We start from the raw sequence: 15,807 nt of genomic DNA on the forward strand, positions 1-15,807 counted from the left end.
ATGGCCCCTCGACTCTTCGTCCTCGAACGCTACGACCGCGCTCCGGGGGAGTGGGCCGACGGGCTGGTCGAGGGGCTGAACACCGGGACCACCCGGCTGCGCGGCGCGGTGCGCATTCCGGCCGACGACGTGGTGCTGGCCCTGGTCGAGGGGCCGGACGCGGAGACGGTGGCCGCGGTGGCCGCGGCGGCGGGCTGGCGGGTGGACCGGCTCGGTCCGGCCGAGTGGATTTACACGCCGCAGGGCCGTCCGTCGCCGGCCGGCGAGACGACGTGACTTTTAGATTGTGCACAACTTAGTTGTGCGATACGTTTCCCGGGTGACCGATGACCTGGTGCTGCGAGGGCAGGTGTGCTTCGCGCTCTACGCCGCGTCGCGGGCCATGACCGACGTCTACCGCGGCGTCCTCGACCCCGTCGGGCTGACCTACCCGCAGTACCTGGTGCTGCTGGTGCTCTGGGAGCGCGATGGCGACACCACCACCGTCTCCGAGCTCGGCGCCGCGCTGCGGCTGGACTCCGGCACCCTCTCGCCGCTGCTCAAGCGGCTGGCGGGCGCCGGGCTGGTGGTCCGGCAGCGCGCGGCCGACGACGAGCGGCGGGTCGAGGTCGGGCTGACCGACGCCGGTCGAGCCCTGCGGCAGCGGGTGGCCGACGTGCCGGCGCGGATCGCCCGGGCAGCCGGGCTCTCCGTGACGGAGCTGGTCGCCCTGCGCGACACCCTCACCCAGGTCACCGAGACCATCCACCGACAGAAGGAGCGCTGACCCCTCATGCAGGTTCTCTACACCGCCTCCGCCCGGGCCACCGGCGACGGCCGCGACGGCCACGTCGCCACCTCCGACGGCACCTTCGACCTCGACCTCGCGGTACCGAAGGAGATGGGCGGCGCCGGCGGCGCGGCCAACCCCGAGCAGCTCTTCGCCGCCGGTTACGCGGCCTGTTTCCACGGCGCCCTGCGGCTGGTCGCCCGGCGGGCCAAGGCCGACGTGACCGGCTCGGTCGTCGAGGCGGAGGTGGGCATCGGCCCGAACGGCGCCGGCGGCTTCGGGCTGACCGTGACGCTCGTGGTCGACCTGCCCACCGTCGAGCGCGTCACCGCTGAGCAGTTGGTGGAGCAGGCGCACCAGGTCTGCCCCTACTCCAACGCGACCCGCGGCAACATCGACGTCGCGCTCACCGTGCGGGCGGCGGCGTGAGCGAGCGTAGCGAGCGAACCATCCGGCACAGCAGCGGGGCGCCTCGCGCCGCTGCGGAGCGAAGCGGAGCGGCGGCGTGAGCGAGCGTAGCGAGCGAACCATCCGGCACAGCAGCGGGGCGCCTCGCGCCGCTGCGGAGCGAAGCGGAGCGGCGGCGTGAGCGAGCGTAGCGAGCGAACCATCCGGCACAGCAGCGGGGCGCCTCGCGCCGCTGCGGAGCGAAGCGGAGCGGCGGCGTGAGCGAGCGTAGCGAGCGAACCATCCGGCACAGCAGCGGGGCGCCTCGCGCCGCTGCGGAGCGAAGCGGAGCGGCGGCGTGAGCGGGCCGGTGAACCGGGAGATCCACCTGGCCGCCCGGCCGGACGGCTGGCCGACGGCGGAGAACTTCCGGCTGGTCGAGACCGAGGTGCCGAAGCCCGGGCCGGGCCAGCTCCTGGTCCGCAACCGCTTCATGTCCGTCGACCCGTACATGCGCGGACGGATGAACGACGTCAAGTCGTACGTGCCGCCGTTCGCGCTCGACGCGCCGCTCGACGGTGGCGCGCTCGGCGAGGTGGTGGCCAGCGAGGCCGACGGGTTCAGCCCCGGCGACGTGGTGCTGCACGGGCTGGGCTGGCGGGAGTACGCGCTGGTCGAAGCCCGGTCCGCCCGGACCGTCGATCCGGAGCTGGCGCCGCTGAGCGCCTACCTCAGCGTGCTCGGGATGACCGGGCTGACCGCGTACGCCGGGCTGCTGGAGGTGGCCGGGATGCGGCCGGGCGAGACGGTCTTCGTCTCGGCCGCCGCGGGCGCGGTGGGCAGCCTGGTCGGGCAGATCGCCAAGCTCAAGGGCGCCGGCCGGGTGGTCGGCAGCGCCGGCTCGGCGGCGAAGGTCGAGCGGCTGCGGGCGCTCGGCTTCGACGCCGCGTTCGACTACCACGACGGCCCGGTCCGCGACTCGCTGAAGGCCGCCGCACCGGAGGGCATCGACGTCTACTTCGACAACGTGGGCGGCGACCACCTGGAGGCGGCGATCTCGGCCATGCGCCTGCACGGCCGGGCGGCGATCTGCGGGATGATCGCCCAGTACAACGACACCGCCCCGCCGGCCGCGCCGCGCAACCTGGCGCTGCTCATCGGCAAGCGGCTCACCCTGCGCGGTTTCCTGGTGGGCGACCACGGCTCGCTGCGCGAGCAGTTCGTCCAGGAGATGTCCGGCTGGCTGCGCGAGGGCCGGGTCTCCTACGACGAGACCACCGTCGACGGCATCGAGAACGCCCCGGCCGCCTTCCTCGGCCTACTACGCGGCGAGAACCTCGGCAAGATGCTGGTCCGCCTCTGACCCGCCCGCCTGCAAGCGTCGATCATGCAGTTGTGGTGGGGGACGAAGGTGGCGAACGGCCCCGGATCCGGCACCACAACTCCATGATCGACGGGCCGGGGCGGCGGGCGGGATAGGGTCGGGGCATGACGGTGGCGGTACGGGTCATCCCCTGTCTGGACGTGGACGCCGGACGGGTGGTCAAGGGCGTCAACTTCCTCGACCTGCGCGACGCCGGCGATCCGGTGGAGCTGGCCGCGGCCTACGACCGGGCCGGCGCGGACGAGCTGACCTTCCTCGACGTCACCGCCTCCAGCAGCGACCGCGGCACCATGCTCGACGTGGTGCGGCGCACCGCCGAGTCGGTCTTCATCCCGCTCACCGTCGGCGGCGGGGTACGCCAGGTCGCCGACGTCGACACCCTGCTGCGGGCAGGGGCGGACAAGGTCGGGGTGAACACCGCCGCGATCGCCCGGCCGGAGCTGATCGCCGAGATCGCCGACCGGTTCGGCCGGCAGGTGCTGGTGCTCTCGCTCGACGTGCGGCGTGCGCCGGCCGGCGCCACCCCGAGCGGCTTCGAGGTGACCACGCACGGCGGCCGGCGGGGCACCGGGCTGGACGCGGTCGAGTGGGCCCGCCGCGGCGCCGAGTTGGGCGCCGGGGAGCTGCTGCTCAACTCGATGGACGCCGACGGCACCAAGGCCGGCTTCGACCTGGAGTTGATCGGCGCGGTCCGCCGGGTGGTGGACGTGCCGGTGGTGGCCAGTGGCGGCGCCGGCGAGGTGGCCCACTTTCCGCCGGCGATCGCCGCCGGCGCCGACGCGGTGCTTGCCGCCAGCGTCTTCCACTTCGGTGAGCTGACCGTCGCCGAGGTCAAGGACGCGCTGCGCCGAGACGGCCACCCCGTCCGCTGACCCCGCCGGCCCCGGGCGGCTCAGTCCCGCCCGGAGTGTCCCTCGGGGGAGCGCCGCGGGGTGGGGATCGAGCGGACGACGTATTCCTGCACGGCCGCCGCGTGGTCGGCCTCGTCGAGCGTCCACTCGGCACTGCCCGGTGCGTGCCGCCGGCTCAACACTCCCTGCACGGTGTCCACGGTGGTCGCCAGTCCGGCGCTCGGCCGGCTGCGCCACAGCCGCTCACCCTCTGCGGTGATCCGGAACCAGCCGTCGCTGACACTCACCAGCCCGGCCCCGGCCAGCCGTTGGATCGCCGCCTCGACCTCGTGCCGTTCGGGAATCGACTGGTTGAGGTGATCGGCGGTGGAGAGCACGTCGGCCAGGCGTACGCCCTCGGGCCGCCGGCTGGCCGCGGCCCGGCGGTGCCGCCCGGCGCCGCTCGCGATGACCAACGACACGAAGATCCAGGCGTCGCTCCGGCGCCATCCGCTCTCCCCCATGCAGAGATGATGCAGGCGCGTGTCGCGGAAGGGAACACCCGGCCACCCCCGACCCCGCCGCAGCAGCCCGGTGTGCCGCTCGCCGGACGCTGCGTGACTCCTCAGCCCGCCGGTTGCGCGGCCACCGGACCGGCGGTGTCGACCTCCGGCTCGGCCACGGCGAACAGCGGGATGAACAGCTGTGCCAGCGGGCCGATGCTGAGGGCGTAGGCGACCGTGCCGACCCCGACGGTGCCGCCGAGCAGCCACCCCAGGGCCAGCACGGTGACCTCGATCACGGTCCGGACGAGGCGGATCGACCGGCCCGGTCGGCGGGCGACGTAGCCGGTCATCAGCCCGTCACGTGGGCCGGGGCCGAGCCGGGCGCCCAGGTAGAGCCCGGTGGCCGCGCCGTTGGCCACGATCCCGGTGACCAGCAGTCCGATCCGGACCCAGAGCGGGCCGCCCGCCGGCAGCAGGGCCAGCGTGGCGTCGACCACCAGACCGATCACCACCACGTTGCTGACCGTGCCGAGCCCGGGGCGCTGTCGCAGCGGGATCCAGAGCAGCAGGACGAGGGCGCCGACCGCGATGGTCACCGTGCCGAACGAGAGCCCGGTGAGCCGGGACAGCCCCTGGTGGAACACGTCCCACGGGTCGAGGCCCAGCCCGGAGCGGATCATCAGGGCCATGGACACCCCGTAGAGGCCCAGGCCCAGGTAGAGCTGGGTCAGCCGTCGCGCCGGCCGGTGCCGCAGATTGCCAATCGCTGCCATACATGCCAACCTAGGGGCCAATTCGCCGAGCGATAGAGCCAATCTCGCAGGAGTGGCCATGACGAGTCAGGTACGGGGCGTCCAATTGGCTCGGCTGCTCGGGCAGTGGCACTCCCTTCCCGGCCGCCGGCGCAGCCCCGACTACGCGGCGCTCGCCGGCGCGGTCCGCGGGCTGCTCGCCGACGGCCGGCTGCCGCTGGGCGTCCGGCTGCCCGCCGAACGGGAGCTGGCCGAGGCGCTGCGGATCAGCCGGACCACGGTGACCGCCGCCTACCGGCAGCTGCGCGAGACCGGCCACCTGGCCAGCCGCCGTGGCGCCGGCAGCTGGACCATGCTGCCCGGCAACCACCGGGTGGCCAGCTCCGGGCTCTGGACCCCGCAGGACGATCTGGACATGATCGACCTCGGCTGCGCCGCGCTGGCCGCCCCGCCGCAGCTGGTGCCGGCCGCCCGCGCCGCCGCCGAGGACCTGCCCCGCTACCTCTGCGGCGCCGGCTACCACCCGACCGGGATCGTCGAGTTGCGCGAGGCGGTGGCCGCCGCGTACACCGAGCGGGGCCTGCCCACCTCGGCCGAGCAGATCATGGTCACCAGCGGCACCCAGCACGCCCTCGACCTGGTGCTGCGGCTCGCCCTCGCACCGGGCGCCAGCGTCCTGGTGGAGTCGCCGACCTACCCGAACGCGCTCGCCGCGCTGGCCGCCCGGCGGGCCCGGATCGCCACCCACGGGCTGGCCGCTGACGGCGCCGGCTGGGACGCGGACCTGCTGCTCGGCAGCCTGCGGCAGACCCGGCCGAAGCTGGCGTACCTGATCCCGGAGTTCCACAACCCCACCGGGCACCTGATGCCGACCGACCTGCGCGAGCGGGTGGTGGCCGCGGCCCACGCCGCCGGCACCGACCTGGTGGTCGACGAGTCCTTCGTGGAGCTGCCGCTGGACGGCACCGAGCTGCCTCCACCGACGGCGACCTTCGACCGGCACTCCCGGGTGATCTCCATCGGCGGGATGAGCAAGCCCTACTGGGGCGGCCTGCGCATCGGCTGGGTACGCGCCTCCGCCCCGCAGGTGCAGCGCCTCGCCGCGGCCCGGGTCGGGGTGGACATGGCCAGCCCGGTGCTGGACCAGTTGGTCGCGGTACATCTGCTGGCCGACGGGCCGGCGATCGTGGCGGCCCGCCGGGCGCAGCTCGCCGCCCAGCGCGACGCCCTGCTCGGCGCCCTCGCCGAGCGGTTGCCGGACTGGCGGGTCACCGTGCCGCGCGGCGGGGTGACGCTCTGGGCGGAGCTCGACGGGCCGATCTCCAGCGCGCTGGCCCGGGCCGCCGAGGAGGTCGGCGTACGGCTCGCGCCCGGTCCCCGGTTCGGGCTGGACGGGACGCTGGAGCGGTTCCTGCGGCTGCCCTTCACGCTGCCGGCGGCGGAGCTGGTGGAGGCGATCGACCGGATCGCCACGGTCCGCTACGACCTGGACCGGGCCGCCCGGCCGCAGTGGCGGGAACCCGCGGTCATCGCCTGACCCCGGCGCCGCGGCCGTCGCAGGGCCACGGCCGGGTCAACCGGCTGTCAGACTGACCGCCGTGGCGGACAGCGGCACGACGCGACGGGCGTCGCGGATGCGGGTGATGACCGAGGGCTCCACGGTCACCCCGCTGGAGCTCTTCTTCGACCTGGTCTTCGTCTACGCGCTCACCCAGGTGACCGCGCTGATGGCCGACGACCTCACCGGGCGGGGCCTGCTGCGCGGCCTGCTGGTGCTCGCGCTGCTCTGGTGGTGCTGGTGCTGCTACGCCTGGCTGGGCAACACGGTGCGCGCCGACGAGGGGCCGGTGCGGCTGGTGCTCTTCGCCGTGATGGCCACCATGTTCGTGGTCGCGGTGACCATTCCGGAGGCGTTCGACGACCTGCCCGGTGGGCTCTCCGGGCCGGTTGTCTTCGCCGCCTGCTATCTGACCGTCCGGGTCCTGCACCTGGTGATCTACTGGTCCGCCGCCCGGGGCGACCGCGGTCTGCGCCGCCAACTGCTCCGCGCCGCCCTGCCGATGCTCGGCGGGGCGGTGCTGCTCTTCTCGGCCGCGCTGCTGCCGCAACGGATCGCCGACTCACCCGAGCAGGTCAACACCATCCGGACTGCGCTCTGGGTGATCGCCCTCGCGGTGGACTACGTCGGCATCATGGCGATCGGCGCCCGGGGTTGGCGGATCTTCTCCGCCGCACACTGGACCGAACGGCACGGGCTGATCATCATCATCGCGCTCGGCGAGTCGCTGGTGGCCATCGGCGTCGGGGTCACCGCGCTGCCCATCTCCTGGCCGATCATCGTCGCGTCCGGGCTGGCCATCGCGATCACCGCCGCGCTCTGGTGGGCCTACTTCGACGTGGTGGCGATCGCGGCCGAGCGGGTGCTGCACCGGGCCGAGGGCGCTGCCCGCGCCGCCATCGGCCGCGACTCGTACACCTATCTGCACCTGCCGATGGCGGCCGGCATCATCCTGCTGGCCCTGGGCTTCAAGAAGGTCCTGGCGTACGTCGGCGACGGCACCGAACACAGGCTGACCGACCCGCTGCACGGCCTCGGCCTGCTGGCCCTCTACGGCGGCGTGATCCTCTACCTGCTCGGCCACCTCGGTTTCCGGCTGCGCAACCTGGGCTCGGTCAACCGGCCCCGGCTGGTGACGGTGGCGGTGCTGGTGGTCCTGGTGCCGGTAGCCGACCGGCTGCCGGCGCTGGGCGCGCTCGCGCTGCTCGCCGCGGTCTGCGTCGGGATGGTCGCGGTCGAGGTGCGGCTCTTCGGCGAGGCGCGCCGCGCGCTGCGGGCCAGCTTCCTCGACGAGCACGGGGCCGGCCCCGCACCCGGCAGTTGACCCGCGCCGGAGCTGCGCTGACGCCGCACCGGGGGGTGGCCCGCCCGGAGGGGGCGGGCCACCGGCTCGGCGCGCTCAGAGCTCGGCGAGCGTGCCCTGGTACATCTTGTCGATCTCGGTCGAGAAGTTGCTCTCCACGCCGCGCCGTTTGATCTTCAGGGACGGGGTGATCTCACCGTCCTCGATGGTGAGGTCGCGCGGCAGGATGGTGACCTTCTTGATGGTCTCCCAGCGGTTGAGCTTGGCGTTGAGCTGGGCGACGTACTCCTCGACCATGGCCTGCGCCTCGGGAGAGGCCACCACCGTGGCGTAGTCGCGCCCCTCCAGCGGGGTGCCGGCGGCCCAACCCTTGATCGCGTCCGGATCCAGCGTGACCAGCATGGTGCAGTAGTTGCGGGCCTGGCCGATCACGATCGCCTGCGAGGTGTACGGGCAGATCGCCTTGAACATCCCCTCGATGTGCGAGGGCGCGATGTACTTGCCGCCGGACGTCTTGACCAGGTCCTTCTTCCGGTCGGTGATCCGCAGGTAGCCCTCGTCGTCCAGACTGCCGATGTCGCCGGTGCGGAAGAAGCCGTCCTCGGTGAACGCGGCGGCGGTCTCCGCGGGCAGGTTGTGGTAGCCGCGCATCACCGGTCGGCCGCGCAGCAGAATCTCGCCGTCGGTGTCGATCCGGCACTCCAGGTCGCCCATCGCCCGGCCGACCGTGCCGATCCGCAGCCCGTCCGGCGGGTTGACGAAGTTGCCGGCGCTGGTCTCGGTCAGGCCGTAGCCCTCGGAGATCGGCAGGTTGGCGGCGGCGAAGAAGGTGGCGATCTCCGGGCTGAGCGGTGCCGCGCCGGAGACCAGCACGCGCATCCGGCCGCCGAGCCGGGCCTGGATCTTGCTGAAGACCAGCTTCTCGGCCAGTCCGAAGCGCAGCTTCAGCCCGGCCGGGACCGGCTTGCCGGCCTGTTCCAGGGCGACCTTCTCCTTGCCGACGCGCACCGCCCAGGCGAAGATCTTCGCCTTCGCGCCGCCGGCGTCCTGCGCGGTGGTCACCGACTTGTTGTAGACCTTCTCGAAGACGCGGGGCGCGCCGCACATCAGCGTCGGCCGGATCACCCCGAGCAGGTCGACCAGCTTCTCCACCCGGCCGTCGACATAGGTGGGCAGGCCGACGTGGGTCGCACCGCAGAGCAGCGTCTTGCCGAACGAGTGGGACAGCGGCAGCCAGAGGTACTGCAGGTCGTCGGGGCGCAGCAGGCCGAGCTCGGCCTGCGCGACGCCCTCCCAGACCCACCCGCCGTGCAGCAGCTCGACGCCCTTGGGGCGGCCGGTGGTGCCCGAGGTGTAGATCAGGGTGGCGAGGTGGTCCGGACCGATGCCCGCGACGATCATGTCGATCAGATCGGGCTCGGCGGTCAACGCCTGCTCGCCGCGGCGCTCCAGATCGGCCAGGGTGAGCTGGGGGATGGCGGCGTTCGGGTCGGCGACGCCGTCGAAGAGCACCACGTGGGTCAGCGCGGGCAACTCGGCGCCGGCGATCTTGGCGGCCTGGTCGGGGTTGTCCGCGAAGAGCACCCGCGACCCCGAGTCGGCGATGATGTAGGTCGCGTCCTCCGGCTCGGTGGTCGGGTAGACGGTCGTGGTCGCGCCCCCGGCACACATGATGCCGAGGTCGGCGATCACCCACTCCAGCCGGGTGGGCGCCAGGATCGCCACCGGTTCCTCAAGGCCGAGGCCGAGCCCGTGCAGCCCGGCGGCGACCGCCTTGGCGCGGTGCCCCACCTGTTGCCAGGTCAGCCAGACCGGGCCGGAGTCGTCGGCCGCGGGGTGGGCGAAGGCCTGGCGGTCGGGGGTTTCCGCCACGCGCTTGAGGAACATGTCGGGGATGGAGCGGTACGGTACATCGAGAGCCATCGCTGTGCCGCCTTCGGGGGTGTGGCGTGACGGTCGTCACGTCATGGTGGTTACCGCAGAGTATTGCGTGGCACCCGGCGACGGCTAGCCCGGGTGATCGTCCGACAGGCTCGTCCCAGCAGGCGGAACGGTCTCCTCAGGCGTATCGGGCGGCGACCAGTGACCAGTCGTAGGTGGCCCGGATCCAGTTGCGGCGCGCGGTGAGCACCGGACGGATCGCCTCGTCCCCGGTCGCCAGCAGCGCCGCCTCGCCGGCCAGGTACGCCGCCAGCGCCCCGTTGAACCGCTCCGCTGCCGCCAGCAGGGCCTCGGCCTCGCCCTGTCGGGTCTCCCGGGCGATCGCCGTGACCAGGTTGTGCCCGTCCGGGGCGGCCCGCTCCTTCGCGTAGGAGAAGACGTCGTTGCACCAGCAGACCAGGTCCGCGGCGAGGGTGTCCACGGCGAGCAGCGCCGGTTCGGCCCGCGGCCCGGCACCCGGCAATCCGTCCAGGGCGAGGTCGGTCAGCGCGAAGCTGGGGTGTACCCCGCCGGTGTGTCGCCGCATCTGGACGTACTCGGCCACCCCGGGCGCCCGCCGGTGCTCGCGGTTCGTCGCCTCCCACAGCAGCGCCAGCAGGTAGTCGCGCAGCCGGCTGACGAACCGCAGCAGCAGCGCCGGATGCCCGGCGGCCCGGACCCGGCGGCAGAGGTCGTGCAGCGCGGCGCCGAGCGCGCCGGCGGTGGGCGGCGCGGCCCCCGCGTCGCCGTGCCGGTCGAGCACGTCCATCAACCCGGCCACCACCGGCGCCAGGCGGGTGGGCGCGGCGCCGAGGCCGTCCTCGTCGCAGGCGTCGTCCACCACGAAGAGCCAGGAGATCAGGTCGGTCAGCAGGCGGAGTCGGTCCATCGGTGCGTCCGGGCAGGCGCGGCCCGCCAGCCCGGCGGCGTCCGCCCGGCGCAACCGGTCAAGCCGATGTCCGGAACTGATCAGCCCGAAGCTCTGCGCCCACGCGGTACTCTCGTCCGCCGCCAGATCGGTGCCGTGGTGGCGCCCCGCGAGGAAGGGGGGTTCCCGCAGCGCCGAGACCGCGAAGATCCGCATGGTGCCCCCAGTTTGTGCCGCGCCCCACGCGCGGCAGCGCGGAAAGCGTACGGGAGCAGAGATTGGTGTGGGTCGCTGGGTGCAAGATGCAGGACGGACATTGAGTGACCGTTCATGCACACTCAGTTAAAATCCCAGGTTGGCGCCCCGCAGTCGCTGCGCCGACGCCGTCGGCCCGTCCAACTGGACCCGGGCGACCCGCTGCCTGCCCGAGAGGAACAACGCCAACTCGCCCGGCGCGCCGACCACCCGCAGCGGTTCGCCGCCCCGGCCGACGGAGAGTTCGCCGTATCCGGGCGCCTGCACGAAGAGGTCGGCCGGAAACCGGCGCAGCGTCAGCCGGGCCAGCTGCGCGGCCCGCCGCCAGAGCGCGGACTGCAGGCCGGCGGGCAGGTCCCGGGGCAGCCACCCGGGCCGGGCCCGGCGCACGTCCTCGTGGTGGATGAAGAACTCCATCGTGTTCGCCGCCTCGTCGGTGAGCGGGTTGCTCACCGGACTCCAGACCGGCGGCCGGCGTACCTGCGTCACCAGCTCGTCGAACGGCCGGGCGGCGATCCGCCGGCGGACCCGCTCGGCGTAGCCGCGCAGCGGTGGGACGACGATGCCGCCGGCGGCGTCCGGGCGGCGTTCCCGCAGGACCAGGTGTGCGGCGAGATCACGCGTCGACCATCCCTCGGCCACGGTCGGCGCGTCCGGCCCGACGGTCAGCAGGAGATCGGCCAGCGCCTCGCGCTCGGTTCGGGCGTACCGCGACATGGCCCGATGGTAGGCCCGCAAGTCCCGGCCGGCTCGCCGGCGCGGCCCGCCGCGGCGGGCCGGGGACGGCACGTGACAGTCGACATACCCGGGCGGTCGGCATCGCCCGCCCCGAACGGTAAGGATGGAGGAGATAATTAAGGCTTACGGCGGGGGAACGCGTGGCGAGCAAGACGAGTCGGGACGTGCTCATCCGGGGCTTCGTGGTCCTCGGAAGGGCGATCCGGGAGCAGCCCCGGATCTTCGCGGTCGCGGTGAGCGGCAGTGTGCTCTTCGGGCTCATGGTGATCGCCAGCGCCTACGTCGTCGGCGCGGTGGTCGGCGACGTGGTGGTCCCCGCGATCGCCCGCGGGTCGATCGGCGTCGGCGCGCTCGTCCTGGCCGCCACGGCGCTCTTCGGGATCAGCGTGCTGCGGGTGGTCGGGATCTTCGGCCGCCGGCTCGGTGCGGGCTACATGCAGTACCGCCTGCAGGCCGCCTACCGGCGCCGGGTCACCCGCCGCTACCTCGATCTGCCGCTCTCCTGGCACCACCGCAACGCCACCGGCACCCTGCTCTCCAACGCCAACTCCGACGTCGAGGCGGCCTGGTACCCGATCGCCCCGCTGCCGTTCGCGGTCGGCACCCTGGTGATGCTGGTCGGCGCGGTCGTGTCGCTCTTCGTCACCGACTGGGCGCTGGCCCTGGTCGGGCTGGCGGTCTTTCCGGCGCTGTTCGCGCTGAACGTGGTCTACTCCCGCCGGATGGCGCCCCGGCAGGCCCGGGCCCAGCGGCTGCGGGCCGAGGTCAGCGGAATCGCCCACGAGAGCTTCGACGGCGCGCTGGTGGTCAAGACGATGGGCCGGGAGGCGCAGGAGACCGCCCGGTTCGCCGGTCGGGCCGGCGAGCTGCGCGACGCGCTGATCGCGGTCGGGCGGCTGCGCGGCGTCTTCGACCCGATGCTGGAGGCCCTGCCGAGCCTGGGCACCCTCGCCGTGCTGGTGGTCGGCGCGTTCCGGCTGCGGCAGGGCGCGATCGACGTCACCGAGCTGGTCAGCGTGGCGTTCCTCTTCACCGTGCTGGCCTTCCCGGTGCGGGCGATCGGCTGGGTCCTGGCCGAGCTGCCGCGCAGCGTCGCCGGTTGGGACCGGGTCAGCCGGGTGCTCGACGCCACCGGCGAGATGCCGTACGGCGACCGCGAGTTGCCGGCCGATCCGACGCCGGCCACCCTCCAGTTCGCCGACGTCAGCTTCGGCTACGAGCCGGCCGAGGCGCACCTGCCGGGCACCGAGGTGCTCGGCGAGGTCACCTTCACCGTGCCGGCCGGTCGTACGGTCGCACTGGTCGGGCCCACCGGCGCCGGCAAGTCGACCATCGCGTCGCTGGCCGTGCGGCTGGTCGACCCGCGCTCCGGCACGGTCACCCTGGACGGGGTGGACGTCCGCCAGCTCACCGCCGGGTCGCTGGCCGGTACCGCCGCGCTGGTGGCCCAGGTGCCATTCGTCTTCGACGACACGGTGCGCGCCAACATCGCCCTGGACCGGCCGGGGATCGGCGACGACGACGTCTGGGCGGCGCTGCGGCTGGCCGAGGCGGACGGCTTCGTCGCCGGGCTGCCCGACGGGCTGGACACCATGGTCGGGGAGCGGGGCACCTCGCTCTCCGGCGGGCAGCGGCAGCGGCTGACCCTGGCCCGGGCGCTGGCCGGCCGGCCACGGCTGCTGGTCCTCGACGACGCGACAAGCGCGGTCGACCCGAGAGTGGAGGCGGCCATCCTGGCCGGGCTGCGCTCGACCGACCGGCCCGGAGCCGCCGTCGCGTCGATCCTGGTGGTCGCGTACCGGCGGGCCACCATCGCGCTGGCCGACGAGGTGATCTACATCGAGCAGGGCCGGGTGGTGGCCCGGGGCGCGCACGCCGAGCTGCTCGCCACGGTGCCCGGCTACACCGACCTGGTCACCGCCTACGAGCAGGCCGAGGTGGAGCGCGCCCAGGAACAGCCGTACGACGAGGGGGCCGACCCGCTGTCGTCGGGCCTGGAGATCGAGGTGGACCGGTGAGCGCGAGGAGTGAGCTTGCGAGCCCCGCAGTCGCGAACGAAGGCGGCACTGTGAGCGCGAGGAGTGAGCTTGCGAGCCCCGCAGTCGCGAACGGAGGGGTGGACCGGTGAGTGAGGTCAAGGAGCGGCCGGAGGCGGGCGAGTCGACCTGGCGGACGCTGCGCCGGGGCCTGGCGCTCTCCCCGGAGCTGCGTACCGGGCTGATCGGCACCATCGGCTTGGCCCTGGTCTACATGGTCGGCCGGGTCGCCGTGCCGGTCGCCGTGCAGCAGGGCATCGACCGCGGCATCGTCGGCGGGCTGGACCTCGACGTGGTGTGGATCGTGACGGCGGTGACCGCGGTCATCCTGGCGGTGACCACGCTCTGCGGCTACCTGATGATGCGCCGGTTGTTCACGGTGAGCGAGACCGCGCTGGCCAACGTACGGACGAGGGCGTTCCGGCACGTGCACGACCTGTCGATGCTGCACCAGCAGTCGGAGCGGCGCGGCTCGCTGGTCTCCCGGGTGACCAGCGACGTCGACCAGATCACCCAGTTCCTCCAGTGGGGTGGGGTGATCCTGCTGGTCAACCTCGGTCAGCTGGTGGTCACCACGATCGTGATGCTGGTGTACTCGTTGCAGCTGACGCTTGTGGTGTTCGCCGCCTTCCTGCCGGCGGTGTTCGTGATCCGGCAGCTCCAGCGCCGGCTCGGCGCGGCGTACGGGACGGTCCGCCAGCGCACCGGCACCCTGCTCGGCGCGATCGGTGAGAGCGTGGTCGGCGCGCCGGTGATCCGGGCGTACGGCATCGCCGGGCGCACCGCCCGGCGGCTGGACGAGGCGATCGACGGGCAGCGTCAGGCGCAGCAGCGGGCCATCCGGATCAGCATCGTGGGCAGCTCGGTGGGCGAGCTGGCGGCCGGCCTGGCGCTGGCCGGCGTGGTGGTGCTCGGGGTCACCCTCGGGGTGGACGGCACCCTCTCCATCGGTCAGCTGACCGCGTTCCTGTTCCTGGTCACCCTCTTCATCCAGCCGGTGCAGATCGCCACCGAGGTGCTCAACGAGGCGCAGAACGCGATCGCCGGCTGGCGCCGGGTGTTGGATGTGCTGGACGTGGCGCCGGACGTTGCCGACCCCGGCGAGCAGGGGCGGGATCTGCCGGCCGGTCCGCTGGACATCCGCTTCTCCGGAGTGGGCTTCGCCTATCCGGGCGGTCCGCCGGTGCTGCACGAGATCGACGTGGAGATCCCGGCGAAGAGCCGGGTGGCGGTGGTCGGCGAGACGGGCAGCGGCAAGACCACCTTCGCCAAGCTGCTCACCCGGCTGATGGACCCGACCGCCGGGGCGGTGCTGCTCTCCGGGGTGCCGCTGGACGACGTCCGGTTCGACTCGCTGCGTTCGCGGGTGGTGATGGTGCCGCAGGACGGCTTCCTCTTCGACGCCACGGTGGGGGAGAACGTCCGGTTCGCCCGGCCGGAGCTGACCGACGAGCAGCTCGGCACGGCCTTCGGCGAGCTGGGGCTGGCCGACTGGCTGTACGGGCTGCCCGCCGGGCTGGACACTCCGGTGGGGGAGCGCGGCGAGGCGTTGAGCGTGGGGGAGCGGCAGCTGGTCGCGCTGGCCCGGGCGTACGTGGCCGACCCCGACCTGCTGGTGCTGGACGAGGCGACGAGCGCGGTCGACCCGGCCACCGAGGTGCGGCTGCAACGCACCCTCGACGCGGTGACCCGGGGCCGGACCACGCTCGCCATCGCGCACCGGCTCTCCACCGCGCAGGCCGCCGACGAGGTGATCGTGGTGGACCGGGGTCGGATCGTCCAGCGCGGGCCGCACGACGAGCTGGTCCGCGACCCCGAGTCCACCTACGGCCTGCTCTACGCATCGTGGCTGGAGCAGACCCGCTGAGCGCGGGTCAGCGGGAGTAGAACTCCACCACCAACTGCTCGTCGCAGATCACCGGCACCTCGTGCCGTTCCGGCTCGCGTACCAGGGTCGCCCGCAGCGTGGCCAGGTCCACCGACAGGTACGGCTGGCCCGGCCCGTCGCCGCGGTTGGCGCCGGTGGCGGCGAGCTGGAACGGCAGTCGTTCCCGGCTGCGCTCCCGGACGCCGACGACCTGGCCGGGGCGCAGCCGGTACGACGGCCGGTCGACCTTGCGCCCGTCGACGGTGATGTGCCCGTGGGCGACCAGCTGCCGCGCCTGGTAGATGCTGCGGGCCAGTCCGGCCCGGTGGACCACCGCGTCGAGTCGTCGCTCCAGGAGCGCGACCAGGCTCTCGCCGGTCTTGCCGGCGCCCCGGACCGCCTCGTCGAAGGTGCGGCGCAGCTGGGTCTCGCTGACGTTGTACTGGTGGCGCAGGCGCTGCTTCTCCAGCAGCCGCACCTGGTAGTCGGAGGTCTTGCGGCGCTGCCGGCCGTGCATGCCCGGGGGGAAGGGGCGGCGCTCGAAGTACTTGACGCACTTGGTGGTCAGGGGGATGCCGAGGGCGCGGGAGAGCCGGACCTTGGGCCGGGACTGGTTCACGGTGGACCTCTCCGA

The 15,807-nt window shown here is 73.4% G+C and carries 15 protein-coding genes; 9 read left to right on the forward strand and 6 right to left on the reverse strand.

What is annotated here, in order from left to right:
- The 5 genes from ACIP9D_RS18475 (at position 1) to hisF (ending at position 3,412) form a co-directional block, all read left to right on the forward strand.
- On the forward strand, positions 1-276 hold the full coding sequence (locus ACIP9D_RS18475; RefSeq protein ID WP_350872462.1) for a hypothetical protein: 276 nt from the start codon (positions 1-3) through the stop codon (positions 274-276).
- A gap of 43 nt (positions 277-319) precedes the next feature.
- Positions 320-766 (forward strand): MarR family transcriptional regulator, encoded by a 447-nt coding sequence (locus tag ACIP9D_RS18480; protein ID WP_350872464.1) that lies wholly within the window; start codon positions 320-322, stop codon positions 764-766.
- 6 nt (positions 767-772) lie between these two features.
- Positions 773-1,198 carry an organic hydroperoxide resistance protein gene (locus ACIP9D_RS18485; RefSeq protein ID WP_350872466.1) on the forward strand — a complete coding sequence of 142 codons (426 nt, stop codon included), beginning with the start codon at positions 773-775 and terminating at the stop codon, positions 1,196-1,198.
- A 316-nt stretch (positions 1,199-1,514) separates the two neighbouring features.
- Positions 1,515-2,519: an NADP-dependent oxidoreductase gene (locus tag ACIP9D_RS18490; protein ID WP_350872468.1), complete on the forward strand. Its 1,005-nt coding sequence runs from the start codon at positions 1,515-1,517 to the stop codon at positions 2,517-2,519.
- A gap of 125 nt (positions 2,520-2,644) precedes the next feature.
- Positions 2,645-3,412: an imidazole glycerol phosphate synthase subunit HisF gene (hisF, locus tag ACIP9D_RS18495; RefSeq protein ID WP_350872470.1), complete on the forward strand. Its 768-nt coding sequence runs from the start codon at positions 2,645-2,647 to the stop codon at positions 3,410-3,412.
- A 20-nt stretch (positions 3,413-3,432) separates the two neighbouring features.
- Here hisF and ACIP9D_RS18500 read toward each other — a convergent pair whose 3' ends face one another.
- Both ACIP9D_RS18500 and ACIP9D_RS18505 read right to left on the reverse strand, forming a co-directional pair.
- On the reverse strand, positions 3,433-3,894 hold the full coding sequence (locus ACIP9D_RS18500; RefSeq protein ID WP_350872472.1) for a hypothetical protein: 462 nt from the start codon (positions 3,892-3,894) through the stop codon (positions 3,433-3,435).
- A gap of 101 nt (positions 3,895-3,995) precedes the next feature.
- Complete coding sequence (locus ACIP9D_RS18505; RefSeq protein WP_350872474.1) at positions 3,996-4,649, reverse strand: hypothetical protein; 654 nt, start codon at positions 4,647-4,649, stop codon at positions 3,996-3,998.
- A 58-nt stretch (positions 4,650-4,707) separates the two neighbouring features.
- Here ACIP9D_RS18505 and ACIP9D_RS18510 point away from each other — a divergent pair, with 58 nt between their 5' ends.
- Positions 4,708-6,165, forward strand: a complete 1,458-nt coding sequence (locus tag ACIP9D_RS18510) for a PLP-dependent aminotransferase family protein (protein ID WP_350872476.1) — start codon at positions 4,708-4,710, stop codon at positions 6,163-6,165.
- A 61-nt stretch (positions 6,166-6,226) separates the two neighbouring features.
- On the forward strand, positions 6,227-7,510 hold the full coding sequence (locus tag ACIP9D_RS18515; protein ID WP_350872478.1) for a low temperature requirement protein A: 1,284 nt from the start codon (positions 6,227-6,229) through the stop codon (positions 7,508-7,510).
- A 75-nt stretch (positions 7,511-7,585) separates the two neighbouring features.
- Here ACIP9D_RS18515 and ACIP9D_RS18520 read toward each other — a convergent pair whose 3' ends face one another.
- The 3 genes from ACIP9D_RS18520 to ACIP9D_RS18530 form a co-directional block, all read right to left on the reverse strand.
- Positions 7,586-9,412, reverse strand: a complete 1,827-nt coding sequence (locus ACIP9D_RS18520; RefSeq protein ID WP_350872480.1) for a long-chain fatty acid--CoA ligase — start codon at positions 9,410-9,412, stop codon at positions 7,586-7,588.
- Between the two features lie 136 nt (positions 9,413-9,548).
- On the reverse strand, positions 9,549-10,493 hold the full coding sequence (locus ACIP9D_RS18525) for a terpene synthase (protein ID WP_350872482.1): 945 nt from the start codon (positions 10,491-10,493) through the stop codon (positions 9,549-9,551).
- 126 nt (positions 10,494-10,619) lie between these two features.
- Positions 10,620-11,249: a TIGR03085 family metal-binding protein gene (locus ACIP9D_RS18530; protein WP_350872484.1), complete on the reverse strand. Its 630-nt coding sequence runs from the start codon at positions 11,247-11,249 to the stop codon at positions 10,620-10,622.
- A gap of 161 nt (positions 11,250-11,410) precedes the next feature.
- Here ACIP9D_RS18530 and ACIP9D_RS18535 point away from each other — a divergent pair, with 161 nt between their 5' ends.
- Together ACIP9D_RS18535 and ACIP9D_RS18540 are read left to right on the forward strand one after the other, a co-directional pair.
- Entirely contained in the window at positions 11,411-13,288 is a 1,878-nt protein-coding gene (locus ACIP9D_RS18535; RefSeq protein ID WP_350872486.1) for an ABC transporter ATP-binding protein, read from the forward strand.
- Between the two features lie 106 nt (positions 13,289-13,394).
- A complete protein-coding gene (locus tag ACIP9D_RS18540) occupies positions 13,395-15,173 on the forward strand; it encodes an ABC transporter ATP-binding protein (RefSeq protein ID WP_350872488.1) in 1,779 nt (592 codons plus the stop codon).
- A 7-nt stretch (positions 15,174-15,180) separates the two neighbouring features.
- On the opposite strand, the gene rpsD is transcribed toward ACIP9D_RS18540, so the two are convergent.
- Positions 15,181-15,792: a 30S ribosomal protein S4 gene (gene rpsD / locus ACIP9D_RS18545; protein WP_350872490.1), complete on the reverse strand. Its 612-nt coding sequence runs from the start codon at positions 15,790-15,792 to the stop codon at positions 15,181-15,183.
- Positions 15,793-15,807: the final 15 nt, after the last annotated feature.

This window comes from Micromonospora sp. NPDC093243 (assembly GCF_044753725.1).
In the GTDB taxonomy this organism is placed as follows: domain Bacteria; phylum Actinomycetota; class Actinomycetes; order Mycobacteriales; family Micromonosporaceae; genus Micromonospora.